At 38.9% G+C, this 24,541-nt stretch carries 24 protein-coding genes and 1 pseudogene; 6 read left to right on the top strand and 19 right to left on the bottom strand.

All coding sequences use genetic code 11. The annotated features are described in order from the left end of the window. Positions 1–226: 226 nt before the first annotated feature. Both ISALK_RS08225 and ISALK_RS08220 read right to left on the bottom strand, forming a co-directional pair. Entirely contained in the window at positions 227–1,204 is a 978-nt protein-coding gene (locus ISALK_RS08225; protein WP_160721122.1) for a zinc-binding metallopeptidase family protein, read from the bottom strand. Positions 1,205–1,282: 78 nt separating this feature from the next. Continuing rightward, positions 1,283–2,524 carry a GTPase gene (locus tag ISALK_RS08220; protein ID WP_160721120.1) on the bottom strand — a complete coding sequence of 414 codons (1,242 nt, stop codon included), beginning with the start codon at positions 2,522–2,524 and terminating at the stop codon, positions 1,283–1,285. Positions 2,525–2,722: 198 nt separating this feature from the next. On the opposite strand from ISALK_RS08220, the gene ISALK_RS08215 reads away from it, so the two are divergent. Continuing rightward, positions 2,723–4,366: a BCCT family transporter gene (locus ISALK_RS08215; RefSeq protein WP_160721118.1), complete on the top strand. Its 1,644-nt coding sequence runs from the start codon at positions 2,723–2,725 to the stop codon at positions 4,364–4,366. Here ISALK_RS08215 and ISALK_RS08210 read toward each other — a convergent pair. The 3 genes from ISALK_RS08210 to ISALK_RS08200 form a co-directional block, all read right to left on the bottom strand. Beyond that, positions 4,363–5,382: an alpha-hydroxy-acid oxidizing protein gene (locus ISALK_RS08210; protein ID WP_160721116.1), complete on the bottom strand. Its 1,020-nt coding sequence runs from the start codon at positions 5,380–5,382 to the stop codon at positions 4,363–4,365. The two genes, ISALK_RS08215 and ISALK_RS08210, sit on opposite strands and share 4 nt — an antisense overlap. A gap of 46 nt (positions 5,383–5,428) precedes the next feature. Further along, complete coding sequence (locus tag ISALK_RS08205) at positions 5,429–7,261, bottom strand: PAS domain-containing hybrid sensor histidine kinase/response regulator (RefSeq protein ID WP_160721114.1); 1,833 nt, start codon at positions 7,259–7,261, stop codon at positions 5,429–5,431. A gap of 140 nt (positions 7,262–7,401) precedes the next feature. Continuing rightward, complete coding sequence (locus ISALK_RS08200; RefSeq protein WP_160721112.1) at positions 7,402–7,929, bottom strand: PsbP-related protein; 528 nt, start codon at positions 7,927–7,929, stop codon at positions 7,402–7,404. Between the two features lie 216 nt (positions 7,930–8,145). On the opposite strand from ISALK_RS08200, the gene ISALK_RS08195 reads away from it, so the two are divergent. Beyond that, complete coding sequence (locus tag ISALK_RS08195) at positions 8,146–8,565, top strand: hypothetical protein (protein ID WP_160721110.1); 420 nt, start codon at positions 8,146–8,148, stop codon at positions 8,563–8,565. Positions 8,566–8,574: 9 nt separating this feature from the next. Here ISALK_RS08195 and ISALK_RS08190 read toward each other — a convergent pair whose 3' ends face one another. From ISALK_RS08190 to hcp, 4 genes are all read right to left on the bottom strand, one after another. After that, complete coding sequence (locus tag ISALK_RS08190) at positions 8,575–9,369, bottom strand: ABC transporter permease subunit (RefSeq protein ID WP_160721108.1); 795 nt, start codon at positions 9,367–9,369, stop codon at positions 8,575–8,577. A gap of 15 nt (positions 9,370–9,384) precedes the next feature. After that, positions 9,385–10,188: an ABC transporter permease gene (locus tag ISALK_RS08185; protein ID WP_160721106.1), complete on the bottom strand. Its 804-nt coding sequence runs from the start codon at positions 10,186–10,188 to the stop codon at positions 9,385–9,387. Positions 10,189–10,202: 14 nt separating this feature from the next. Next, positions 10,203–11,075 carry an ABC transporter ATP-binding protein gene (locus tag ISALK_RS08180; protein WP_160721102.1) on the bottom strand — a complete coding sequence of 291 codons (873 nt, stop codon included), beginning with the start codon at positions 11,073–11,075 and terminating at the stop codon, positions 10,203–10,205. A 179-nt stretch (positions 11,076–11,254) separates the two neighbouring features. Then, positions 11,255–12,907 (bottom strand): hydroxylamine reductase, encoded by a 1,653-nt coding sequence (hcp, locus tag ISALK_RS08175; RefSeq protein ID WP_160721099.1) that lies wholly within the window; start codon positions 12,905–12,907, stop codon positions 11,255–11,257. Between the two features lie 746 nt (positions 12,908–13,653). Between hcp and ISALK_RS08170 the strand changes: the two genes are divergently transcribed. Then, positions 13,654–14,379: a Crp/Fnr family transcriptional regulator gene (locus ISALK_RS08170; RefSeq protein WP_236660329.1), complete on the top strand. Its 726-nt coding sequence runs from the start codon at positions 13,654–13,656 to the stop codon at positions 14,377–14,379. Positions 14,380–14,493: 114 nt separating this feature from the next. On the opposite strand, the gene ISALK_RS08165 is transcribed toward ISALK_RS08170, so the two are convergent. From ISALK_RS08165 to ISALK_RS08140, 6 genes and pseudogenes are all read right to left on the bottom strand, one after another. Continuing rightward, entirely contained in the window at positions 14,494–15,375 is an 882-nt protein-coding gene (locus ISALK_RS08165) for a VOC family protein (RefSeq protein WP_160721097.1), read from the bottom strand. Between the two features lie 340 nt (positions 15,376–15,715). After that, the gene (locus ISALK_RS08160) at positions 15,716–16,165 is read right to left on the bottom strand and encodes a universal stress protein (RefSeq protein WP_160721095.1); all 450 of its coding nucleotides are present in this window, start codon (positions 16,163–16,165) and stop codon (positions 15,716–15,718) included. A gap of 70 nt (positions 16,166–16,235) precedes the next feature. Further along, positions 16,236–16,682, bottom strand: a complete 447-nt coding sequence (locus tag ISALK_RS08155) for a universal stress protein (RefSeq protein ID WP_160721093.1) — start codon at positions 16,680–16,682, stop codon at positions 16,236–16,238. 83 nt (positions 16,683–16,765) lie between these two features. Beyond that, a complete protein-coding gene (locus tag ISALK_RS08150; RefSeq protein ID WP_160721091.1) occupies positions 16,766–17,296 on the bottom strand; it encodes a macro domain-containing protein in 531 nt (176 codons plus the stop codon). 1 nt (position 17,297) lies between these two features. Next, a pseudogene (locus ISALK_RS08145) lies at positions 17,298–17,645 on the bottom strand (SoxR reducing system RseC family protein); the annotation flags it as partial. A 192-nt stretch (positions 17,646–17,837) separates the two neighbouring features. Then, positions 17,838–19,961, bottom strand: a complete 2,124-nt coding sequence (locus tag ISALK_RS08140; protein ID WP_160721085.1) for a PAS domain-containing protein — start codon at positions 19,959–19,961, stop codon at positions 17,838–17,840. A 176-nt stretch (positions 19,962–20,137) separates the two neighbouring features. Between ISALK_RS08140 and ISALK_RS08135 the strand changes: the two genes are divergently transcribed. The 3 genes from ISALK_RS08135 (at position 20,138) to ISALK_RS08125 (ending at position 20,822) form a co-directional block, all read left to right on the top strand. Next, positions 20,138–20,305 carry a rubredoxin gene (locus ISALK_RS08135; RefSeq protein WP_160721082.1) on the top strand — a complete coding sequence of 56 codons (168 nt, stop codon included), beginning with the start codon at positions 20,138–20,140 and terminating at the stop codon, positions 20,303–20,305. A 97-nt stretch (positions 20,306–20,402) separates the two neighbouring features. Further along, complete coding sequence (locus ISALK_RS08130) at positions 20,403–20,594, top strand: CsbD family protein (protein WP_160721078.1); 192 nt, start codon at positions 20,403–20,405, stop codon at positions 20,592–20,594. A 48-nt stretch (positions 20,595–20,642) separates the two neighbouring features. Then, the gene (locus ISALK_RS08125) at positions 20,643–20,822 is read left to right on the top strand and encodes a CsbD family protein (protein ID WP_160721074.1); all 180 of its coding nucleotides are present in this window, start codon (positions 20,643–20,645) and stop codon (positions 20,820–20,822) included. A 71-nt stretch (positions 20,823–20,893) separates the two neighbouring features. Here ISALK_RS08125 and ISALK_RS08120 read toward each other — a convergent pair whose 3' ends face one another. From ISALK_RS08120 to ISALK_RS08105, 4 genes are all read right to left on the bottom strand, one after another. Then, positions 20,894–21,997, bottom strand: a complete 1,104-nt coding sequence (locus ISALK_RS08120; protein WP_160721071.1) for an AI-2E family transporter — start codon at positions 21,995–21,997, stop codon at positions 20,894–20,896. A gap of 26 nt (positions 21,998–22,023) precedes the next feature. Further along, positions 22,024–22,209, bottom strand: a complete 186-nt coding sequence (locus ISALK_RS08115; RefSeq protein WP_160721067.1) for a hypothetical protein — start codon at positions 22,207–22,209, stop codon at positions 22,024–22,026. An 11-nt stretch (positions 22,210–22,220) separates the two neighbouring features. Further along, a complete protein-coding gene (locus ISALK_RS08110; protein WP_160721064.1) occupies positions 22,221–22,553 on the bottom strand; it encodes a hypothetical protein in 333 nt (110 codons plus the stop codon). Between the two features lie 502 nt (positions 22,554–23,055). Continuing rightward, complete coding sequence (locus ISALK_RS08105; protein WP_236660328.1) at positions 23,056–24,366, bottom strand: MFS transporter; 1,311 nt, start codon at positions 24,364–24,366, stop codon at positions 23,056–23,058. Positions 24,367–24,541 lie beyond the last annotated feature (175 nt).

The raw sequence follows: 24,541 nt of genomic DNA, 5'->3' as shown, positions 1-24,541 counted from the left end.
AACTCATCCTTCCTCTTAAAGATATCCTGTTTTTGAAATAAGTCTTACCAAGCCTCTTATTATCTCTTAAGCAAATCTTTTCATAACTATTCCCATAGATACCCTTTCAGTGTAAGAAATCTCAATCAATTGATATATTAAAAATCAAAACACACCACAGCATAAGCTGTGGTGTGTTTTTGAGGCAAGGAGTCTTCTATGCCCTAGCTCTTCACTTAGGGTTTCATTATTCAGTGCAGCTTTGGAGATTCTGGTTTTCATTAAGATATTCCTCAATGGTTTTTGGAGGATTATGATTTTTTAGAATTTTCCTGGTTTTCTTTGCATTATCATAAAGTAAATCCACAATGGTCAGAGCCATGATTTTTGCCGGAATAATGTATGCCGTATCCTTATCCATCAATTCAAAATCCTTCCCCCCACGGACACCTCGAACCCCTCCTGCTAACGGCTGAAGGGTAGGCATGACCTTTGATAATTCCTGTATATTAAAAAATTCATCTCGAATAATATTTTCCGACCATTTAATCTGTGATTCCCCGTAAAAAAGCTTAGCATTTTCCTGAAATATTACCCCGAGTCCATCATAAACAGGAATCGATGGATGGTTTGGAGAAATAACCAATTTTGTTTTTATATCTCCCAAATCCATGTTTTGTATTGATAGAGCAATATCAATTTCATCAAAACATTCCCTTTTTAATAGTTCCTGGATTCCGTACCGATAATGAATTTTGCCATTTTCAATAAGGTGGTCCCGATATTCCAAATCAACGGACTCCTGGGCCGGCACAGCTACGAAAGTCACTTTCCCGTCAAGGTTTTGAACCGCATGGGATTTAATTAGCCCAAAGGCAATGCCAATCATCATAGCAATTTGATGATTGTTTCCTCCGTTATGGACTATACCCTCTTCATTAGCATCGGGTTGAGAGGGATTCAGCCCTGCATCCAAAGCTGCTATTACTGCTAGATTGGGGCCTCGTAAATCTTCATTAATGGTTGCTTTGCAACCGGTAAGAGCTAGATGGTCTTCCACATCCAAATCCATTTTTTCAAAAACCTTAGCAATCTTTTTACTGAGATATTCTTCTTTAAATCCCAGCTCCGGATGACTTTGTATCTCCCGTGCAATTCTCAGGATCTCCTTTCGATGATCATCAATACTGTTACAAACCAGTTCTTTTAAGATTTTCTTCGACAAATCTGATCCCTCCTTCAAAACACTTCATAATACTAATTATACCACATTCTGAAAAACTAGGTATTTTTCTCTTGGTACCTAGTTTCCCTTTATATTTTTGGGATTTACGACCTTACCATGAAAGAAATACATTTCAGCAGATTTTCCCAGCGCATAGGTTGCAGAACTGGCAATCCCTCCGGAGATGAACATTCCCCCCATGGGAATCATTTTCGTTAATTGATGGGCGAGGGATCGAAAACCTAAAGCCGCACCGATATTCAGTCCCATAGCGGCTAGATACTCATGGGCGGTTTCTATTTTCATCTCTTTGCCTGATAATGTTCCGATTATAATAATCATCAGAAGCTGAAGAGGTGTAATCACAAAAAAATCTGCCACGGGAATCGGTGAAGACCCGACTCCCCCTGCAACCGTGGAGAAACGTTTAATAACCGATGTAGTGAATTTTTTCATCTGAGCGGTTTGATTTTTCACTTGTAGATAATCAAGCTTTGCTCTTTCCGGTAGCACTTCTCCGATAAATTCTTCTAAGGTATCAATATTCCAAAGATTGTCGGGATAGGTGCTTACGGGAATTATTCCTACATAATGATCTCCCTTGAGAATATAACCCCTTGCAGGATGATGCAAGTTTAGAAACTTCACTTTCGGCTCTTCGATTTGGAAAACTTCTCGAATCAGGTAGTTCATTCCCTGAATAATTTGTCCTTGTTTCTCCGGGGTTTCAATAGGGAGCGTTGGATTCCCAAGAATATCCACATTGCTTAATATGGTAACAATGGGAATTCTGATGTTTTCTTTTTTCAGTGTGTCTCCTATGTCTTTCATCACCAATAAATCATTGGACATTGTACGAACCTCTTTGATATTTATTACATGCAAAAAAATATCCGGACGGTGTTCCAGAATTTCTTTTTTAAGCTGTTTTACCCCATCCTCTCTATGGCCCCGCCCCTCGTTAATAACGTCAAAAAAACCTCTGGTATCAATCATTCTCCATGTGGCACCATACTCTTCAAAGGGAACCTCATAATAAGTGGAGCCTCGGGTTTCCGGAACCACCGGATTTACCTTGGCCACCTCTTTTCCAATTAACGCATTGATCAAGGAAGATTTCCCGTGACCGGAACGACCTAGAGTCATCATTACCGGAGGTCTGCTTTCTTCGATCATTTTTTGAACATCCTTGAGGGCCGGTCCTAAAACAACGTTTTTAATATATGCTCTTTGTTTCGCGGACATTTTCATCGGTAATTGATCGAATAATACATCGATGTCTTGTAACAGTTTTTGGGTTTTTTCTTTATTGAATCCCATAACCCCACCACCCAACTTCTTTTTTTAAGGCTCTACCTTTATTTCAAAACCTGTACTTATTCTCTTGTCGAAAGTCTCACTTCTTAGGGATTTCCCTTAGAATTATTATAACATTCTTTCCGGTTTTTTATTTTTTTGTTATAGTATGATTTAACTTGGGTAAACCCATAGATAAAGATATATGAGGAGGAATTTTTTATGCCTAAAGAAGAAACAAAGCAAAAATTATTATATCAACGGAATTATACCAAATTCGGTCTGGATTTTAATCCTCCCGTATCCATTGTTTCAGGTTTATTTATTTTGATCTTTGCCGGTTATGCCTTGTTGAATCTTGAACATGCTAATCAACTCTTTGATCAGATCTACAGTAGAATCATTAACAATTGGGACTGGCTTTTTTTATTGGGTAGCAACTTCTTTATCGGAGTCTGTTTGTATTTGGCCTTTTCCAAACTGGGAAATGTAAGAATCGGTGGGATGTACGCAAAAGCAGAATTCAGTACCTTCGCTTGGTATTCTATGCTTATTTCTGCAGGTATGGGGATCGGACTGATGTTTTGGGCTGTGGGAGAACCCCTGACCCACTCTCAAATAACCCCTTTTATTTATGAAAGTGAAAGCGCTGTTACCAGTGCTATGGCTGCAACTTTTTTCCACTGGGGGTTTCATCCTTGGGGAATCTACGCATTATTAGGGCTTTCCCTAGCATTTTTTGCTTATAATAAGAACCTCCCCCTTTCTCTACGTTCAGTATTTTATCCCTTATTTAAGGACCGGATTTTCGGCAAAACCGGTGACATCATTGATATCCTTGCCGTTCTTGCTTGCATGTTTGGCCTTGCTACCTCCCTTGGGCTGGGCGTTCAGCAAATGAACAGCGGACTCAATTACCTCTTTCAGCTCCCGGAAAATGTTACTATACAAGTGCTTTTAATCTTCATAATAACATTAATGGCCATATTTTCAATTTTAGCCGGAATCCATGGAGGGATTCGCTTTTTATCGGTACTAAATATTCGCTTAGCAGGATTGTTTATGCTTTTGGTTTTCCTGCTGGGACCAAGCTTTTATATACTCCGGGTATTTATGAATGGACTGGGACTTTACTTAAGTGATTTTCTTCAAGCATCCTTCTCATTGTCCTTTAAAGGTGATTCATGGCAAGGGGACTGGTCCATTTTTTATCTATCCTGGTGGATCTCCTGGTCCCCCTTTGTGGGAATGTTTATTGCTAGAATGTCTAGAGGAAGGACCGTGAGGGAGTTTATTCTTGCAGTATTGATTGTACCCTCGTTCCTTTCCTTTTTATGGCTATCAGTATTCGGCGGCACAGCCATATCCATAAACGAAAATACCGGTGGTGCTTTATTCGAGACCGTACAGGACAATTTGCCGGTGGCCCTGTTTGAGCTCATTCACCAACTGAACGTCCCTGTCTTGGCAAACCTTAGCATAACCCTTCTTTCTATTCTCGGTACCCTGCTGGTTATGTCTTATTTTATTACCTCCAGTGATTCCGGCTCTTTGGTAGTTGAAAAAATCACCGCCAGTGGTAAAGAAGATACCCCTAATAAACAGCGAGTTTTTTGGGCAGCGGCGGAAGGCCTATTAGCCGCCGTGCTGTTGTTAATCGGCGGCGAACAAGCCCTGGATGTTTTACAAACCGCGGTCATCAGTACCGGTCTTCCTTTTACTTTCGTTCTAATTGCAGCGAGTATAGCCGTTATCATCGGGGTTCGGGAAGCTTCCGACCGAAGAGAGGATTACATTCGAAACAAGCTTTTTGAAGATGTAAAGGAACATGTGGTTCAGGGGGATGAAGAATCCTCGGAAACTTAAAGGACCGTAATTTTATCCCTGTTTATATCCTTGAGATCCGATGCTCCTGTTAAGATCATGGACTGGTAAAACTCCTGTTTCATTTTTTCCAGTACCATGGTCACACCCTCCTCAAAGCCCCCAAAGGCTCCTATAACAATCGGGCGACCAACGAGGACCCCGTCGGCTCCCAGAGCGATCATCTTAAAAGCATCCACGCCGGAGCGAATGCCTCCGTCGGCTAAAATGATTATTTTTCCCCTTACCCTTTCCGCTATTTCAGGTAACACTCTAGGGGTTGATTCAGCATGATCCAAGACCCGCCCTCCATGGTTAGATACCACAATAGCTTTGGCACCGATTTCAACGGCGAGATCAGCCTCTTCCGGAGTCATTATACCTTTTAACACAACGGGGAGTTCTGTAGCCTTAACAATCGCTTTTAATTCTTCCACGGTCTTTGGGCCTACCGGTTGACCTTTTAAGGCCATGGTTATAAGCCCTGCTCCGTCAATATCGACTCCTACAGCACTTAATCCGATTTTTTCAGCTTTTTTGATGTTTTCAATGATATCCTGATTGACTCTCGGTTTAATGATCGCAGCGCCTTTACCCCGGACTTGTTTAAGCGCCCGTAATCCCTCGTCATACATTGTAAGATCAGCAGAATCCCCAATCATTGCCAAAGTTCCTGCATTTTCACTTCCCTGAACTGCACTTTTGATATATTCTTCTTCCCGTAAGGCCCCCCCCATATTAAAAGCACTACCTGTTACCGGAGCTACCAATATAGGAAAGCTCACTTTATTGCCGAAAAACGAACTTTCTATCCTGGGATCTTTAGCACTGTGAATAGTCTTTAATTTGAGTCGAACGTTTTTTAAATCTTTTACGTTATTCTTAAAGGCTGCAGCGGTTCCAGCTCCACCCATTCCTGGAACCTCACCAGCACAGGCGTATCCGTCGCACTCGGGACATACTCGGCAATATCCTTTTAAGTTGACCCTAGCTTTTCTTTCCATTTCGAGAAAATTCATCAAATCACCTCTTAAATTTATTTTTTAAAAACTCCTTGGTTACAGTCTATTCATTTTCTCCATCTTTATTATGACAACCAACCTTCTCAGTGACTTTTTCCAGTGGCATTCGCACCTCAAAGAAGCTCCCTTCCCCGTAGGTACTGTTAATAGAAATTTCCCCTTCCATCACTCCAAGAAGTTCTTTAACGATTGCAAGACCCAGTCCGGTACCCCCATAACTGCGAGTATAAGTATCATCCGCTTGATTAAAGGGCAAAAAAATCTCCTTGATCTCTGATTTTTTTAGACCGATTCCTGAATCCTTTACTGATAAAATCAATATTATATGCTTTTCATCTTTGTCCTTTGCTTCAGCTTTTACCCTAACCTTACCTCCCGGCGTAAACTTAATGGCATTGGTGATTAAGTTAGTAACTATTTGCATCAGCTTTGTGGCATCGGTATTAACTTCTTGGCAAAGGTTATCGGATATATCAACTTCATAGTCCAGCCCTTTACTTTTGGCCCTATATTCAAAGGGATGTACGATGTTATCGATGGTTTCTTTTAGATTAATTCCTTGAATATCAAAAGAAATTTCCCCCGCTTCTATTTTGGACAAGTCCAATATATCATTAATAATATTTAAAAGATTGATACTAGAGTTATCAATATGCTCAATATACTCTTTTTGCTCTTCACTTAAAGGGGTTTCTTCCAAAAGCTGCAAAAATCCTCGAATTCCATTCATCGGTGTTCGGATCTCATGACTCATGTTGGCTAAAAATCTTGTTTTTGCAAGATTTGCAGACTCTGCATTTCTTTTTGCCCTTATAAGGGTCTGTTGGATTTTTCTACTCTCAGTTACGTCGCGTACCAGTGCCATAACATACTGTTTTCCGCCGAAGCTTATTTTTCTTGCTCGGATTTCCACATCCAGCACTTTGCCTTTTTTTGTTATATGCCCTGTACTAAATTCGATGATTTCATTTTTTGTCCACTTATGCCACATCTGTTCAAAAAACTCCTGTTTTCCCTTATAAGGATGAAGATTTAAAATATTTAGTCTTAACAGTTCTTCTCTTTTATAACCCATCTCTTTACAGGCTGTTTTATTTACGTCAATAATTTGTCCTTGTAAATCATGAAGGTATAGCATCTCCGTTGACTGCTCCACCAAGGTTTTATATTTTTCTTCGCTGACTTCTAGTCTCCTTTTATTTTTCTCCTGCTCTGTGATATCTCGAGCCACTGCATAAATCTTTTTCCCTACAGGTTTTGCTCTCCATTCTAACCATCGATAAGTACCATTTTTACAACGGTACCGGTTGATAAAACCTTTGACTTCCTTATCATTTCCTAAATCTTTAATTACTTCATAAGAGGAAAGGATATCTTCAGTATGTAAAAACTCCAATATTTCTTTGTCTTTCAACTCTTCAGTCGTATAACCCAGAACTTCTTCCCACTGTGGGTTGAGTCTTAGAAAGCGCCCTTCCATATTGGCTATGCATAAAAGGTCTAAACTTGAGGAGAAGTAGACATCCAGTTCATTTCGCTTTTCAATCAACTCCGTTATCTCTTTAAACTGTTCCACAACATGAGTAACTTCCCCTTCATTGTTTAGTATCGGTGATGCCACTTTTTGAAAGTAGGACTTTTGGATTTTAATATGTTCCTTAGACTTACTAATTTTTCCGGTATTCACTGCCTTTTCAGAAACATCCACTTCACTATCACACTTTCCTACTAGCCGTTGTCTTTTTTCCATGGCTCCAATCAGTTTATATCCCGCAGGATTACATCTTAGAACATTTAACTCTCGACTTTTTATAATTATCGGATCCGAAATAGTGTCAATGATCCCCTCTAGCAGTTCAAATTCTCTCTGAAACATTTTGTTAAACCTCCTTATGCGGACATATTACCATTATACCTGATCCGAAGTGTTTTTTGTGTGTTATGAGGAAATTCCAAAATTATTTTCCCCTTAAGGAATTTTTTAGTTATACAAAATTAATTTCTGTTATTCTTCATCTAATTTACTATCACTTCAATCGATTCAATCATTTCTTCAACGATGTCCTCTTGCTCATCATAAGCTTCAGTGGTCCCTGCAAAGTTAATCGCCAACTGATGGTACGAAAAAACCGTTGCGACAGTTTTTCGTGTTCCTCTGTCTTCCTTATGATCTACTATTTTGATTCCGGGATAACTGTCAATTTCTATTTCTTTGTTTTTTGTAATCTCGAAGCCTTCTTCTTCCGATTGTTCGATTGCTAAGGCTTGCATCATCTCCAGCTTCTCCTCTTCCTCTAGCCAGTTTTCAATACCGGAAATGCTCATTTCAAAGACAAAATCCTTTCCTTCCTCTTCAAATTTAACTGCTATCAACCCTTGGGCCTCCACTTCTTCATAGGACCATGAGGCAGGATACTCCATTTGAATGAATTGATTTTCATAGGTTTCCCAACGAATCTCCGGCTGAAGACTGTCACAGCCGGTTAATACACTGAGTATACTCAAACTAAATAGCATAACAAGAACGATAAATTTTATTAACATTAGAATCGGTCCTTTCTATATTAGATTTTTACTGCTTTCTATTTATTCAATTAAATCATAATATTTCAAGGCAGGATTCGTCAAGTTTTTGGTGTGATTCCCTTTTTCTAAAATACTCTCTTGCACAATAAAAGATTCTTGACTATACTGGTATAGTTAAGAATAAATTAATTAATTTTCCACGTCCAAATTCTTTTAAGATCAAGGAGGTTTATTATGACTTTTCATCTGGAAAAAAATCAACTGCTCAGAGGCATGGGATTATCAATAATTACTTTTTTGCTTTTAGTAATCGGAGCAGGGGTTTTATTAGGAGTTTCCCTTCAGCTACAAAATGTGGCGGTATATTTTGTTTTTTCAATATTAGCTGGATTTATTTATCTGATTCTTAGCGGATACGCACTAACAATTGTGTTGTTTTTCTTTATGACCGGTTTGCTGGTAGGGTTTATTGAAATGTATCGAGCTTTTTGGCAAGGCCTAGAAGGCTGGGGAGAAATCATTGGTATTTTAACTTTGCTGATCTGGCCGACTATCGGTATTATCCTCGGTGTAATTATTCAAATCGGAGTCTGCATTTACAATAAATACCAAAATAAGAAGACTCAGAATACGAATAGTAATAATGAAAATTAGAGTTCGTAGCTACAATTTCAGATCTCGACGGGGATATACGATAAAGACACCGAACAAAGCTATAAATACAATAGTTGATGTTAAACCCAGGTATATTCCTTCAAACCCATCATTTTGCAGAATTTCAGAAGCTTGATAATACTTAAATGGGGTAAAGTACTTTAAAAACTCCACGGAATCACTTAAGGATTGGATCACGGATATCATATACATTACAATTACCAGTGCCACGGAAATGGCGCTGGATTTTTTAAAGACTTTTGCTGAAGCCGCAATAAACAGCCCAAGACTTAAAAAAATCATTTGAATCAAAAAAGCCGCTACAAGAATTTGAAGAATATATCTAACATTATCCCGGTCAGGATTGTACCGACTAACGGCAATGGCAATTCCCACTCCGGCTACTGCATTCAGCAATAAACAATTTATTACCGCTACTGCCACTTTGCTTATTAAGACTCTATAGCGTTTAATCGGCATGCTCATTAAAAATTCTCCGGTTTTGTCCCGCTCTTCCTTTCCGATGATATTGTTCCCCAAAAGCACGGAAAATATCCCTAACATAATATACAAGTATAAGGCAACAATGGACATATACCCATTAATGGTGGTAAGGTTGGCTCCGTACATGCCAAAGGCCTCGAGCATCCCTCTAGGAATGGTGTCCAGTATTTCCGCCATTTCAGGATTATCGTAGTATGCATCAAACTCTACAAAAGCCATCAGAATAAAGAGGAGGATGACCACAGACCAGATAACAAACCCCTTCCTATGATCTCTCATTTCTCTAATAAAAATGTTCATTCTCTCTGCGCCTCCTTACTGAGCTCGAATATTTCTTTTTAAATAAGCAAAATAGGTTATTATATGGGCTAACAAAATCATACTGATGCTGATAATTGCTCTGTCCATAGGCATAGACCCCTCCATTAATATATAAGATGATTCAAAATGATAATAGGGAGTAAAAAAACCGAGAAATTCTCCCCCTACAATACTTCGAAAAGCATTTAGTACGTAAAGCCCAAATCCAAAGCCCAGAGCGTAACTGATCACGCTTCGAATTCTTTTTGTTCCCACGGTAACCAGCATTCCTATACTGAAGAAAAACAATTGAAATAAAGGGACTGACAGAAGTTGTATAACCAAAGGGCCCACTTCATAACCACTGCCGTCACGGAAAAGCTCAATGGAGACAAATGTACTTGCGGTAACCACCAAAGTTGTGAGCCCTAAAATGGTAAAAGCGGCTAAATACTTTTCCACTAAAATTCGACTTCTAGTCACCGGCTTGGTAAATAAAAAATCCGCAGTGTGTTCTCTTTCTTCCACGGAGAGAAACTGAAAGCCATAATAGGCACTCTGGACTCCTACAAGAAGTTGAACGAATACAAAAACAAAAGTATAATAACCCAACACCGTAGCCAAGGAAACATGCTCTCCAAGACCTATGGCCTGCAAAAGCTCCTCAGGGTAATTTTCCATAATCAAATCCATCATTTGGGCGTCCCTTGCCATGGTGGGATAAAATATCATCATAATAATTTGCAACACTATAATTCCTAAGGACCATAGAATAAAGGACTTCCAATAGGTTTTTAATTCAAACTTGTATATATTCACCTTACATCCTCCCTTTATTCGTAATAATGCATAAAAATCTCTTCTAGTGTGGGATCCTCAATGAGTAAGTCTTTTATCTTATATGGTTGTAGTTTTTCCTTTACCTGATTGATGTCTCCTTTAAAGAAAAACTTCAGTGTTTGGTTTTCCAATGTTAAATTTGTTACCCCTTTGAAATCGAAGGGTTTTATTGACAAGTTTTCACCTTTGACCATTATTTTCTTATAGTTATTCTTCTGTAAAGTAGCGATATCCTCAACCTGTATAATGGATCCATCTTTAATGATCGCAACACGATGACAAAGGTGCTGCACCTCCGATAGAATGTGGGATGAGAAAAATATCGTTGCCCCTTCCTGATTTTCCTTCCTTATCAGATTAAAGAATTGTTTTTGCATTAAAGGATCCAGCCCTCCCGTAGGTTCGTCAAGCATAATCAGTTTCGGTTTATGAAGTAGCCCCTGGACAATACCTACTTTTTTCTTATTACCGTAGGATAAGTCTTCGATTTTTCGATTTATATCCAGTTCCATAACCTCTGAGAGCTCATTGATGCGATTGGTATAGTCTCCTTTAAAGAAGCTTGCGGAGTAGTTTAACAAATCCCAGACTTTCATCCTCTCGTAATAAAAGGTTTCGGAAGGAAGATAGCCGATAGATCTTCGAACTTCATGACCTTTTTCAATACAGTCTTTTCCAAAAATCTTTGCGTATCCGCTGGTGGGAAAAATAAGCCCAAGGAGTGTTCGAATGGTTGTGGATTTGCCGGCACCGTTAGGACCGATAAAACCATAAATCTCCCCCTCCTTGACGGTAATATTTACGTCTTCAATCCCTTTAGTTTTTCCGTAATACTTAGTCAGGTTATTGGTTTCAATAATGTTCATGGGCTAACCCCCTTTTACATCGTTAATTTTTGTACTGATACCCTTAATTCTTATCCCTTCACATAAACATCTAATATTTTTCCAAAAAGAAGAACCTGCGGGGAAAAATATACCCCACAGACTCTCTTACTCGGTACCAAATATTTAACTTCTAAATATAACTTTTAATTAATGATCTTTTATCCTAGGAACTGTTCCATGTCTTCTTCTACGGTTTGTATTCCGTTAATTCCAAATTTCTCTACTAATACATTTGCAACGTTGGGTGATAAGAAAGCCGGCAACGTCGGTCCTAATTTGATATTTTTAATACCTAAGGATAACAACGCTAAAAGTACAATAACCGCTTTTTGTTCGTACCAAGCAATATTATAGGAAATTGGAAGTTCATTGACATCTTCCAGTTCAAATACTTCTTTAAGTTTTAGAGCAATTACCGCAAGGGAATAGGAATCATTACACTGCCCTGCATCTAACACTCTTGGGATCCCGCCAATATCTCCGAGCTCTAATTTATTGTACCGATACTTGGCACATCCTGCGGTTAAAATCACTGTATCCTCGGGGAGTGCCTTGGCAAAATCCGTATAGTACTCCCGGTCTTTCATTCTGCCGTCACAGCCTGCCATAACAAAAAACTGCTTAATTGCTCCGGACTTTACAGCATCCACTACTTTATCCGCCAATTGCATTACCTGATTATGAGCAAAGCCTCCGACGAGTTTTCCTTCTTCTACGCCCGTGGGAGCAGGAAGCTTTTTCGCGTGGTCGATTACTTCGGAAAAGTCTTTTACTCCGCCCTTATCACGATTAGCGATATGTTTAAACCCAGGATATCCTGAAGCCCCCGTCGTATAAATTCGATCAGTGTAGCTTTCCTTCGGAGGCACAATACAGTTTGTTGTAAAGAGCACCGGTCCGTTAAAGGAATCAAACTCTACCTTTTGATTCCACCAGGAGCTTCCATAGTTTCCTACAAAGTGATCATACTTTTTAAAAGCCGGGTAATAATTAGCCGGTAACATTTCCGAATGAGTGTAAATATCTACCCCTTGGTCCTTTGTTTGCTCTAACAGTTCGTCAAAGTCTTTTAAGTCATGACCGCTAACCAGAATTGCGGGCCTATCTCGAACCCCAAGTTCCACCTCTGTAATTTCCGGATTTCCATAAGCGGAGGTGTTGGCTTCATCGAGAAGGGCCATCACTTCTACACCTTTAGCGCCGGTATCCAGTACCAATGCTGTTAAGTCGTCAGCGCTTAAAGAGTCATCTTCCGTAGCCAGTAGGGCTTTTTCTATAAATTCGCTGATTTCCGGATTGTGTTTCCCAAGATTGTAGGCATGTTCTCCATAGGCGGATATGCCTTTGAGACCGAAGAGCACTAAGGATCGAAGACTTCGAACATCTTCGTTTTCATCCCGAAGAATCCCCACTTTTTTCTCTGTGGATTTTTCCTCGTAATTCTTCCGGTTAGTTTCCCATGTAGCAAAGTCGCCGTAAGCTTTTTCTTCCAGTTTTCCTTCATTCTGTAGCGCTTTTTTTATTTCTTCCCTGGTAAACAGCGCTCTGTCAATTCGGTCTTTGATGGCCTCTCCGTCAAAGTTGGCATTGGTAATGGTTGAAAACAGTCCGTCCAGCATCTGCTCATCGGTTTCTGGTTTGTGCAGACCGTGTTTTCTTGCCTGTTGGTTAAATTCCGCCACCCCTTTTAACGTGTAGACCAATAAATCCTGCAGGTTTGCCACCGGTTCCGTTTTACCACAGACTCCGGCTTTCCCACTACATCCCACATTTCTAGCAGCTTCCTGACATTGATGACAAAACATACTCATTTTCTTTCCCCCTGACAAATTATTATATTTCACATCATTTATAATATACCCTAATTTTTGAATATAAACGCGATTTCAATTTTTTAATGCATTACAAAAATAATACCCCATCAATAACCATTGACAAGGCCCTATCTTTATCATGATTCCATGATATAATTAAATTTCCTGAATTTTTTAATCACTGAAATCCATTACTTTTTCAGATGACTACTAAACTCTTTTCCAAAGGCAATCCCTTGTTCCGACCCTTCTTTATTTGGAGTCCAGAGAACTTTTTAACATCATTCATAACATCAAAACTGGAATCTTTTAACCCCTTTTCTATGATTTTCAGAGATTCGCCACTCCATCCATAGCTTCCAAAAGCGGCTCCGGCTTACCCTTTGAATTTCAGTCCCTTAATCATTTCTAAGAGTCCTGCGGTATTGGATAAAATCCAGTTATTTATCGTGGATGATCCAACCAGTACTCCCTGGGATTTGAACACTTCTCTGAGTACATCGTTCCGTCGGTTTTTGCCTCGACAAAATTCCAGTATTGTTCATTATTAACCGCTCTTTTTTTTTATTTTTCCGCTTAATTTCTTTCTCATCCTAAGCTGATTTCTTTGATTTCTTAACCCTATTATAAGGGATTAGAAATTTCCTTGCTGTAATTACAATCACGCATTAACTTTCTATGTTAAAATTTATTTTGAATTTATGATAAGATATAGTTAGCGAACATAAGAAAGGAAGATCGTTATGAACAAAAACCTAACTACCCTGCCTGCCCGTTGTAAAACTTGCAATGAGACTTACTGCGTTAGTAAAATCTCTCTGTTTTCCCATTTGAGTCTAAAGCATATGGAGACGGTTATTAAAAAGATCGACCGCCGGAAATACCAAAAGGGAGACTTTTTATTTCAAGCGGGAGATGCGGCAAAGCGACTTTGGATTCTTAATGAAGGTAGCATTAAGGTATTTAACTATACCCAGGAAGGTAAGGAACAGATTCTTTATCTTCTAAGTTCCGGAGATTTCCTAGGAGATCTGAATCTTTTTAAAGAAAATGCCTATCCCTATTATGCTACAGCCCTAGAGCCCACCCGGTTATGTACTTTAAGTAGGGATAACTTTCAAGAAATTTTAAAAGAAGTTCCTGCGATTAATAAAAAGGTCCTTGCCTATGCCTACGACCGAATTACCAATTTAGAGGAACTGGTGCAAACCGTTACCGCTAAAAATGTAGGGCAACGAATCGCAAAATTACTCCTTCACTTTTTGGAACATTTCGGCCTAGAGCGAAAGGGAATCCTGGAGATTACCTTTCCTATGAGTCGGGAGGATATGGCCAATTATTTAGGCCTCACCCGGGAGACTGTCAGCCGCCAGTTGTCTCAGTTCCAGTCGGAAGGGATAATCGATATGAAAAGCAACCGCCAAATCATCGTTAAAAATAAAAAAGCCCTTGAAGACTATTCCCTGTAGCTAATTTTATCACTTCAGGGTGGTCTAACAGGGCTTTCTATTTGTATGATTTTTGACTTATTTATTCTCTGACATTCCATTACCCCTTCGTACCATAAGGATAATTAATGAACCTTAGGAATCATCACTGCTATAAAGCTTTAAGCACACCGGATTTCCCGAAGGATCTATCGTTACTAAATCCGAACCTACCCCAAGTTTTTCGATTGCGTAACCCTTACTTTCCAATCTTTTCACAGCGGTCTGTCTTTTCCATTCATTCGGGAAATTCATCGTAAAGTTTTTTAAGCCCACCTGCTTTTCATCAAGCTCCTTAGCATCTTTTACTCCCCAGGTATTAATGGCTATGTGGTGATGATAACCCCCACTGGAGAAAAACAGTGCCTGATTCGGGTATTCCATCACAAGATTCAGTCCTAATAAATCGCAGTAAAATTCCTTTGATAGCTGTAGATCTTTTACGGATAAATGAATATGCCCGATTACCGTTTCCTCCGGCATCCTTCTCCACTCTTGATCCTTTGCTTCTTTGATTAATTGTTTCATATTCAGTCGTTCGGTTTTTTCTATTATTTTACCATATTCCCATTTCCAAGTCTCCGGCGGTGTATCCTTATAAACCTCGATGCCATTTTCATCCGGGTCCTCTACATAAATCGCCTTACTGATCCCATGATCCGAAGCCCCCACAATAATGGGAGAATCAAATTTATGAATATGCTCCAACAACGAGCCTAAGGCCTTCCGATCCGGCACTAAAATAGCAAAATGATAAAGACCTATGGTTTTTTTCTTTTTTCTTCTAGCGCCCTTTACCTCTTCTAAAACAATTAATGCTTTTTTTCCATCGGCTGTAAGGCTGACAACATTGTCTTTACGCTCAAGAATTTGGAAACCTAGCACCTCTTCATAAAATTCTAAAGATAAATCAAGACTGCTTACTTTTATTTGAACCTGTTCTACATAAATATTCGGGGGTTGATGAAATTCTGACATAGTTCTCCTCCTTTGGGTTTGTTCTTTTCCTTTTTTGTGTGTACATATTTTAAGCCAATATCAGAAAATTGTAATTTTTCATATAAATATATTTTAACAGGTTTTAATCTTAGATACAATTCTTTTTCTCATATTTCAGACTGAACTTCGACGTCAATTTATAATCCTGATATATGGGGTGGAAGCGGAACATTTGTACAATTAACAAAACCCCCGCTAAGACCGCAAAAAGCCCTTAGAAGGGGTTCTCTATTTAACTTAATTACTCATTTTCTTATTCTTCCTCGGTTGTAGACAACTGTTCGCCGAAACGCTTTTTATGATTACTACATGCTTTTGATTACTTAACCACCATTACGCTTATATTTGTACCTTGTATTACTGAATTGCTAACGCTTCCTAGGACGACTCTTTTTAGCCCGCCAAGGCCTCGACTTCCCATAATAATCAAATCATATTCCCCTTCTTCCGCCACTTCCGTTATAACACTGGCAGGGTGTCCTTGTACTAATTTCACTTCCAGTGTTGCATTGGTATCTTCAAATTTCTTTCCTTCAGTAAAAAGAAATTCTTTTTTTTCTTCAACTTTTTTTGCTTCTAAATCCCTAAGCTTTGATAGGTTTTCGGGAGATGGGGCATATCCATCAGCTGAGGTAGCTACCCAGGAGTAGTCCTCATAGGCATGTAATAATGTAACTTCATGGATCCCACAATCAGTAGTTAGTTGATGAGCCTTATCGATGGCTCTTTGACTGGCCTCAGAACCATCATAACAAACAAGTATTTTCATCGAATCCCTCCTCGTCTTTCAAGTCGCTATTGGACAACAATTATCTTGCTACTACTTACAGTGGCAGCCATTATTTGACCACCATCACGCTTACTTTAGTTCCCTGCATGACAGCATTGCTCACGCTTCCTAAAACCACTTTCCGAATCCCTCCAAGACCACGACTTCCAATGATTATTAAGTCGTACTCTCCCTCTTCCGCTACTTTTGTAATCACTCTTGCCGGATGACCGTGTATTGTTTTTACATCCAAAGAAACTTCAGTATTATCAAAAATTTTTGCAAGCTCTAGAATTTTCTCTTTTTTTTCTTGAACCTGACTCTCTTCAAAATTTTCCAGTTTTTTCAACATGTCCGGAGAAGGAGCATATCCATCTCCCATGGAGAACCAGTAATTTTCTTGATAGGCATGAAGAATTGTGACCTCATGAACTCCAGAGTCTCCTGTTAGTTTATGAGCTTTTTCGATGGCCCGATGGCTTGGATCCGAACCGTCAAAACATACCAATAATTTCATTTTCACCACTCTCCTTAGGTATCCCTAGTATATTCTTAGTATATTTATACCCTGTGTTATGTTTAACAAACCTAAATAAATACTTAATATAGCTTTTTTAATGCCTCTTGATAAACTCTAAGGTCTTCATTGTTATGAAGTACAAATCGTATTGTTTTTACATTTTCTAATGTCGGTATTACTTCTTTAATCGTTAAAAAAACAATTTTTTTCGCTTCATCTATTGGATAACCAAAAGCTCCCGTGGAAATAGATGGAAAAGCAATGGATACAATCCCGTACTCCTCGGCAATCTTCAAAGCTTTTCTGTAGCAATCCCCCAACAATTTATCTTCGGGCTTATCCTGTCCATAAACAGGTCCTAAACAGTGGATCACATGATTGTTAGGCAAATTATAGGCCCCTGTAATCACTGCCTCTCCTGGAGGAATCGGTGCTAGTTTCCGTGTTTCCTTTTCAAGCTTCGGGCCCGCTTCTCGGTGTATGGCTCCCGCGACCCCGCCGCCAATCCGAAGTTCTGCATTCGCTGCATTTACAATCGCCTCCATATCCTCTTGATGAGCAATGTCCCCTTTACTACATTGCACAACTACCTGATCAACTCTTTTCTCCATATTACTCCTCCTTTTCTTTAATAATTTCTTTCATTTGAATACGTGATTCTTCCTGTAAATTATTTTTTCTTCGTTTATCCAAAAGGCTTAGTAAGAGGTAGCTGAGAACCAAAAATATCAACCCAGTGACAACACTGATGATCTCTGCAAAAGCCTCATAGCCAATGTTTTGTCCTACTCTTAAACCTACCAAAACCCCAATTATCATTGCCACCAAGGGGATAATATAAACATAAAATGCACTGCTTGAAATTTTGGGATATTCAATCTCTACCAATACCCTTTGCCCTTGTTTTGCTCCTAATGTATTTTCAACCTCCACGAGTTGATCCTTGCCGGCACAATGGCTGCAAGACTTTTGTGCTCAGCCGCAACCACTTGAGGGCGCAATTAGAACCGTCGCCTTCTTATTTTTCACTGCGGTTATACTTCCAATGGTTTCCATAAATGAATCGCCTCCCTATGATCTGAAGCTTTACTCCGTATTTACCCCGATATCAGGACTTATAATAATTTATTTCTATGATTTAATCCCAGTCTATTATTCCAACCATTTTTTCAAATAACCAATAATCCCTTTCCGTTTTTCATTTCTATTTTTATGACCATGACTTTTATTTGTTTTTCTCCGTTTATTATCAACGGCTTTACTTTTCTCACTTGTTATTTTATCAGAATCAGATTCCATCTTTCTTGCCTGCAAACTATTTTCTTTTTGATTTTGGATCCTTTCGATAAGATTCTCAAGCCGTTTCAAGTCTATCGGTTTACTTAAATATCCGTCCATACCCGCAGCCCTACACTTTTCTTCATCTTCTTTCATGGCATAGGCACTCATTGCAACGATTTCAGGTTGATCAAGTTCCATCTCCCGTATTCTTTTCGTGGCCTCATAGCCATCCATTACCGGCATTTGACAGTCCATTAAAATCAAATCATAGGGTTCGTCCTTTAATCGATCCACGGCTTCGGCTCCATTATCGGCTACATCACAGTGAACCCCCTTTTTTTCTAAAAGTTCCATCATAATCTCCTGGTTCAACTCTTGATCCTCCGCTACTAAAACCTTAGGCTTTTCGAAAATTTCTTCCCTTCCTTCTTTTTTATCTCTTTTATTTTTTTTCACTGTTTTTTCTAATGGATTTCGAGCACTATCAAATGGCAACCTAACCGTAAATATACTTCCCTTGTCATAATCACTTTTCACTTCAATCTCACCGTCCATTAACTCCACTAAGGTTTTGGTAATTTTCAAGCCTAAGCCCGTTCCTCCATATAAGCGGGTGTGACTCTGGTCGATCTGGGAAAATGTTTGATAAAGTTTATCAAAGTCCGTTTCCTTGATTCCAATGCCTGTGTCCTGAACATCAATAATTACGATTATGGTATCGCCCTCATTATCTACTTCCCCTTTGGCGCGTAGCACAACCTCTCCCTGCTCAGTAAATTTAATCCCATTGCTTATCAAATTTGCCAGCACTTGATGCAATCGGGTGGGATCCCCTTTTACAAATTGGGGAAGGCTTTGATCTAAATTCATATGAAGTTCCAACCCTTTCATTTTTGCTTGCTGATAAAACATCCCTATTGCGAACTCCATAGTTTTTCTTATATCAAAGGGAATGGATTCCAGGGCCATTTTATTCGATTCGATTTTTGATAAATCCAATATATCGTTTAGGATATTCATGAGATTTTTCGAGGCATTTTGTACGTTCTCTAAATAACTTCTTTGCTGTTGGCTCATTTCAGTATCAGAAAGAAGCTCTAAAAATCCGATGATCCCATTCATGGGTGTTCGGATTTCATGACTCATATTAGCAAGAAAAGTGGATTTTGCCTGATTTGCAGTTTCCGCTTCTTTTTTTGCCTGACGCAGTTCTTTTTCAATGTTTTTCCGTTTTGTGATATCTATATAAACACCCCGCATTAAAAGAGGGTCTCCTTTTTCCGTCCATCTAATCACTTTCCCTTTTTCTTCGATCCACACCCAATGACCTTCTTTATGTTTCCGCCGGATTTCCAAAGCATAGTTCTTTTGCTCCTTATTAACTACTCTTTGAATTTCAGCCTCCACCTGGGGTAAATCTTCGGGGTGCACAAATTTTTTCCAATTTTCAAGGCTTAAGGGTAAAAGATCTTCCAGTTGGAAACCGCTTATTTTGGTTAAATTTTCAAAATATAAAACCTCACCGGTTTGAATATTCCATTCCCAGGTGCCAATATTTCCAGCCTCTAAGGTGTCGGATAACCGTTGTTTTTCCAATTTAAGATAATTTCGGGTTTCAATCAAAGGGGTTTGATCAACTAAATACCCGCGGATCTGTTTCAGTTTCCCGGAACTATCACGGTCCACCTTACTGTAATCATAGAACCAGCGATAGTTGCCTCTCTTTGTTTTGATACGATAAAAGAGTTCATAAGTATCCTTTTTACTTTTAAGTTTCTCTGAAGATTCTCCCTCGATTCGCTGCAAGTCTTCAGGGTGAATCAAATCCTCGTAGGAAAAATTCGGTGCTACCATTTCTTCAGAAGTATATCCTAAAATATCCTGAACATTTTTAGACACATACTTAATAGGCCAGCCTTTTTCCGGCCCCCATGCAATGATAAGCACCGGACCTGCAAAGAATAGATCTGCTTTTTCATCGTTTTGCTCCGTCATAGTATCACCCCTAAAAAATGCATTCGTATAGCTTACATTCACTTATATAATACCCTATCTTGATGATATATACCTTCTATACCAAGATTTTTCCAGATTTCTTTTTAATTTCCGGTGTTAACATATCTTCTTCCGGGTATATATCCCACACATTATTCATAGAGAGGAGACTTTAAATGAATCATTATAAATGTACCGTCTGTGGTTATACCTATCGTCCGGAAAAAGGAGATAGAGTTCGGGACATCGAACCGGGAACAAGTTTTGAAAAACTTCCGGAGCATTGGCGATGCCCTACATGCAATCAGTTTAAGATGGCCTTTACGGAAATTGACAGTCATTAACCTTTCCAAGCAAGGACTCTTCGGATTCATATTCCAATGTTTATAAAAATATTTTTTCGGGTATGAAATTATTAACACTTCTTAAGGAGGGATTGTTATGTCAAATAAACAACCGGATAGTAATTGGGAGGAGTTTAAGTCAAAAATAAAAAAAATCTGGCAGGACCTCAGCGATGAAGAACTTAATGAATTTGAAGGCGATAAAGACAAAACCTATGAACAAATCGGAAAAAAATACGGTCTGTCACGGGAGGAGATCGATAAAAGAATGGATGAATACGATATATAGAAAGTCAAGATTAAATAGAGCTTTTAAATCTAAGAAGGGGGGGGTATTATGACAAATAAAGACCAAGGGAAATTAAAAGAAAAAATACTGCAGGAATGGCCGGACCTAAATCAAAAAGACTTAGGCGATGTATTGGGAAACCGAGACCAATTGATCCAAAAGCTCGTACGCGAATATGGAATTTCCCACGAAGAAGCTGAAAGACGCCTGAATGAAATCGACGCTTAAAACCACTCCTGAACCTTGACGTCAAAAAACCACCCTTTGGTGGTTTTTTTGACGTCATTAAGATATAACCATTACTCCTCATAACCGGGAAATTTTTTGATAGGATTTTTTTTAATCTTCCATATTTTTCGCCCATGGGTAAACAGGACCCGGACAGATGCAAACAACGGCACCACAAATATCATGCCAATGAGACCCACCAATTGTCCTGCAATCAAAATTAAAAAGATGATGACCAAGGGATGTAAATTAAGTTTTTTACCGATGATTTGAGGAGAAATCAAATTACTCTCAATTTGTTGAATGATAATTATCGCAAGCACCGTAAACAATGCGGTTAAAGGTGATAAAAACAGAGCTACAATCACCGCAGGTACGCTTCCAATCCATGGACCGAAAAACGGAATAATATTGGTAAGGCCGGCGATTATTGCCAATAGCAAAGCATAATCCAAACCGATGATCAAGAAAGCTATCAAACATAGAATACCAACAAACAAACAAACCAATCCCTGTCCTTGTATATAAGAACTAAGAGCTCGGTCTACATCCTTTAAAACCTCCCGAACTTCAGATTGTTGGTTTTGTTGAAACATTTTAACGAAAATATCTTGAAACTTCTTAGAATCCTTCAATACATAAAACAAAACAATCGGAAGCAATATCAATGTAAAGACCGCCGAAGCCACAGATCCTATAAAACTTCCCATACCGGTTAATACTCCTCTTCCCCAATTGTTCAAAGTTTCCATAGCACTGTCAATATATCCGTCGATATCCAAAAACTCCTCTTGCTGAAGCTGACTGATCCGGTTAAACAGATCAATTTCTAAAAACCATTCCTGAATTCCCTCCACAATTTGCGGGATATTGTTGGCAAGTCCCATGACCTGCGATTGCAACACCGGTCCAACAAGTGCCAAACTTAAAATAATGATGCCAAGAAAAAGTAGATAAATCATTAAGATTGAAATTCCCCGGGGCATTTTTTTGTTCAGAAGGTTTACGAAAGGTCTGAGAAGATAAAACAATAGCCCCGCAAGAATTAAGGGAACAAACAGAGTTTGGAATGCCACACGTATTGGATTGAACACCCAAGCAATCAAACTTCCTATGTAGATGATTAAAAATAAAATCAAAATGTTTTTTCCAATAGAGTAGAATTTTTCAATCATTAATCAGTGCTCCTTTACGGTTATTTTTAAAGCATGGGCTCAATGGGTCCCACCATTCTTTTTCCTATTTCCAATAAAATTTTCCGAACACTAAGTTCATTCTGTAAGCTTGCTAAGTCTTCTTCTAACTCATAAGCAATGCTGGAATCTTCTACATTCAACATTTCTTCTTTTAATTCCGCAGTGAAACTTTCACTATGAATGACTACCATACTTTCAGTGCCTAAAAAAACATTACGAGGATCCAGATTAAAAGAAGCCAGGGTACTGGATTATCATTCATCACATAGGTCTTAGCATAAAGAAAATTTTCATTGTTGTATGCATATAGCTTGGAGGATTTTCCAGCAACCGCCTCTTTATATTTATAAGCTGCAACTCTTGCAAACAAATTCGGGTTGGATTTTACAGCGATGGTCATCAAAAAAATCTTCGTAGTATGTTCTTCATCTATTTCCTCAATGTTCGATAGACTATTGATTACTTGTTGCATTTCACCGGTTGAAATAATATATGGACTTTGTACTAAAATTTTTCTTGAGGAATTTTCTGTCAAGGATGACAGTTCCATCAATCTACAAGGTTCTTTTTTCCAACGTTGTATGGGATTTTGAATAAAATTTCCTGGTTTCGTGAGGGGTCTTTAATGCCTCGGGCTTATTAGGAAAATACTTTGGACGATGGCACCTTCCTTTTGAAATTCTATAAGAACAGCCTCGTCCGCTCCTTCAGTATCTCCATAAAATTCTTCAAAGTCGATATCTTCCTGATAACCGGAATCGGAGTAACTGATGAAATTGAATATGAATACTCAACATATCAATACGTACAATAAATAACCAAGGAAAATTATAAGTGTTATTCTGATGATTTTTTCAAGGTTTACCTTTACACATCTTTTCACCTACTATGATTATACAAGTTCAGAACTCTAATTCCCATTTTACCCTATATGTCGAAGATTTAAAACTATCTTTTTATTAACTCGGTGATTTTATTAAAAAAACACCCTACGGTGTTTTTTAATTGTTTTTTATTGAGGTTTAATAATATTATGGCTAACCATGGTATTGATTATAGTCCGGCTTCGGAGATAGGGCGGCACCCACCAAAGCTAACAAAGGAAATATGGCTGTAACCAGTAGAATTTCCGTATAACCACCAAAGTAGTCGAAGGCAAAGCCAAAGGGCAATGGCCCAGCGGCGGACCCAATGACCATCGCCATCATGGTGAAGCCTTTAATACTTCCCAGATTTCCCCGTCCAAAGTAATTCGGCCATATCATATTATTGGTAATGGCAAAATAGCCATTGACTCCACCCCATAGAACTCCCAGGATAATGACTATCGGGATTGAAGCAAGGTTAAAATAACGAATTGACAAAAATCCCAGAAGCACGATAATAAATCCTAAAAAGGTAATCGAAAGTATTTTGTGGTCCTTAAAGCGATCGCCTACTACTCCGGCAATAAAATTGTTGAAAAATTGAGATAATGCATATACACTAAGGGCCAAGGCAGCAGTCATCGGTGCATTAGCTTCAGGAAAACCCAAGTACTCCATGATTGATGCTAAATGAAAAGTTACGCCGGTATTTAACGCCGCAGGCACGGTTACACAAAACATTAATACCCAAAAAGCTCTGGTTTTCATTGATTCCTTTAAGGTCCAGGACTTTTCCTGCTGAGAATTTGTGGCCATCGAAGCTTTCGGGTCAATCACCTCTCCATCGGGAAGAGCGCCGATATCCTCCGGTTTATTCTTCACAAACACTAAGGCTACAGGGAGCATTATCACTAGCAACAAAATCCCCCAAACCTGCCAACCGGTTCGCCATCCGTAATTTATTATGATCCAGGTATTCAACGGCGGAAGTACAAAGGATCCCCCTACGGCTCCAATAGCCATAAAACTCAGTGCCCGCCCCCGCATTTTATAAAACCACTGGGGAATTAACGTTGTAGAAGTTAATGTCATGGATCCCTGTCCAAGCAGTCTTATGGAAAAAAAGCCCACAAGCAACATCCAGGGTGCTGATACTCGGATCATCCAAAAGCAGGCAAGGGCAAATAAAGTTATTACCGCAGGCATAACCTTACGATGTCCTTTCAAGTCCACAAGCTTGCCCACAAAGGAAATTAGTAACCCTGCTGCTAATGTACCTAAAGAATAAAAACTGGACACATAAGATCTTCCCCAGCCAAACTCATCTATATAGGAATCGATAAATACCGAAACCGAATAAGTCTGTCCCGGTCCGGAAAAAAATACTCCAAGTATACTGACTAGTACAATCACCCAGCCATAAAAAAAAGGCACTCGATTTGCCAATGTATGTTTCTCTTGCATCATATCTTGTTCCCTCATCTTAGTCCCCTCCATCTACCGTCACGTTCACTTATTTATTATAAGTTATTTCGAGAGTGGAAACAACTAATTTTTTGTTATTCTATGGTTTTTCGAAAAAATACCGATAATAATTTTGGTTACAAACAACCACGCTTTCAAATTCCAAGCTTTTGGTCAGACATAAGGGCACAAG

The organism is Isachenkonia alkalipeptolytica, from assembly GCF_009910325.1.
GTDB lineage: Bacteria > Bacillota > Clostridia > Peptostreptococcales > T1SED10-28 > Isachenkonia > Isachenkonia alkalipeptolytica.
This window is presented reverse-complemented; position numbering and strand designations above follow the sequence as displayed.

What these genes read in the sequence shown, in the direction of transcription:
- ISALK_RS08170 (WP_236660329.1), top strand. Translation starts at nt 13,654, where the DNA reads ATGAACAAAAACCTAACTACCCTGCCTGCCCGTTGTAAAACTTGCAAT.
- ISALK_RS08165 (WP_160721097.1), bottom strand. Translation starts at nt 15,375, where the DNA reads ATGTCAGAATTTCATCAACCCCCGAATATTTATGTAGAACAGGTTCAA.
- ISALK_RS08150 (WP_160721091.1), bottom strand. Translation starts at nt 17,296, where the DNA reads ATGGAGAAAAGAGTTGATCAGGTAGTTGTGCAATGTAGTAAAGGGGAC.
- ISALK_RS08190 (WP_160721108.1), bottom strand. Translation starts at nt 9,369, where the DNA reads ATGAACATTTTTATTAGAGAAATGAGAGATCATAGGAAGGGGTTTGTT.
- ISALK_RS08160 (WP_160721095.1), bottom strand. Translation starts at nt 16,165, where the DNA reads ATGAAAATACTTGTTTGTTATGATGGTTCTGAGGCCAGTCAAAGAGCC.
- ISALK_RS08195 (WP_160721110.1), top strand. Translation starts at nt 8,146, where the DNA reads ATGACTTTTCATCTGGAAAAAAATCAACTGCTCAGAGGCATGGGATTA.
- ISALK_RS08120 (WP_160721071.1), bottom strand. Translation starts at nt 21,997, where the DNA reads ATGATTGAAAAATTCTACTCTATTGGAAAAAACATTTTGATTTTATTT.
- ISALK_RS08205 (WP_160721114.1), bottom strand. Translation starts at nt 7,261, where the DNA reads ATGTTTCAGAGAGAATTTGAACTGCTAGAGGGGATCATTGACACTATT.
- hcp (WP_160721099.1), bottom strand. Translation starts at nt 12,907, where the DNA reads ATGAGTATGTTTTGTCATCAATGTCAGGAAGCTGCTAGAAATGTGGGA.
- ISALK_RS08115 (WP_160721067.1), bottom strand. Translation starts at nt 22,209, where the DNA reads ATGGTAGTCATTCATAGTGAAAGTTTCACTGCGGAATTAAAAGAAGAA.
- ISALK_RS08135 (WP_160721082.1), top strand. Translation starts at nt 20,138, where the DNA reads ATGAATCATTATAAATGTACCGTCTGTGGTTATACCTATCGTCCGGAA.
- ISALK_RS08125 (WP_160721074.1), top strand. Translation starts at nt 20,643, where the DNA reads ATGACAAATAAAGACCAAGGGAAATTAAAAGAAAAAATACTGCAGGAA.
- ISALK_RS08220 (WP_160721120.1), bottom strand. Translation starts at nt 2,524, where the DNA reads ATGGGATTCAATAAAGAAAAAACCCAAAAACTGTTACAAGACATCGAT.
- ISALK_RS08215 (WP_160721118.1), top strand. Translation starts at nt 2,723, where the DNA reads ATGCCTAAAGAAGAAACAAAGCAAAAATTATTATATCAACGGAATTAT.
- ISALK_RS08180 (WP_160721102.1), bottom strand. Translation starts at nt 11,075, where the DNA reads ATGAACATTATTGAAACCAATAACCTGACTAAGTATTACGGAAAAACT.
- ISALK_RS08210 (WP_160721116.1), bottom strand. Translation starts at nt 5,382, where the DNA reads ATGAATTTTCTCGAAATGGAAAGAAAAGCTAGGGTCAACTTAAAAGGA.
- ISALK_RS08105 (WP_236660328.1), bottom strand. Translation starts at nt 24,366, where the DNA reads ATGAGGGAACAAGATATGATGCAAGAGAAACATACATTGGCAAATCGA.
- ISALK_RS08155 (WP_160721093.1), bottom strand. Translation starts at nt 16,682, where the DNA reads ATGAAATTATTGGTATGTTTTGACGGTTCGGATCCAAGCCATCGGGCC.
- ISALK_RS08130 (WP_160721078.1), top strand. Translation starts at nt 20,403, where the DNA reads ATGTCAAATAAACAACCGGATAGTAATTGGGAGGAGTTTAAGTCAAAA.
- ISALK_RS08140 (WP_160721085.1), bottom strand. Translation starts at nt 19,961, where the DNA reads ATGACGGAGCAAAACGATGAAAAAGCAGATCTATTCTTTGCAGGTCCG.
- ISALK_RS08200 (WP_160721112.1), bottom strand. Translation starts at nt 7,929, where the DNA reads ATGTTAATAAAATTTATCGTTCTTGTTATGCTATTTAGTTTGAGTATA.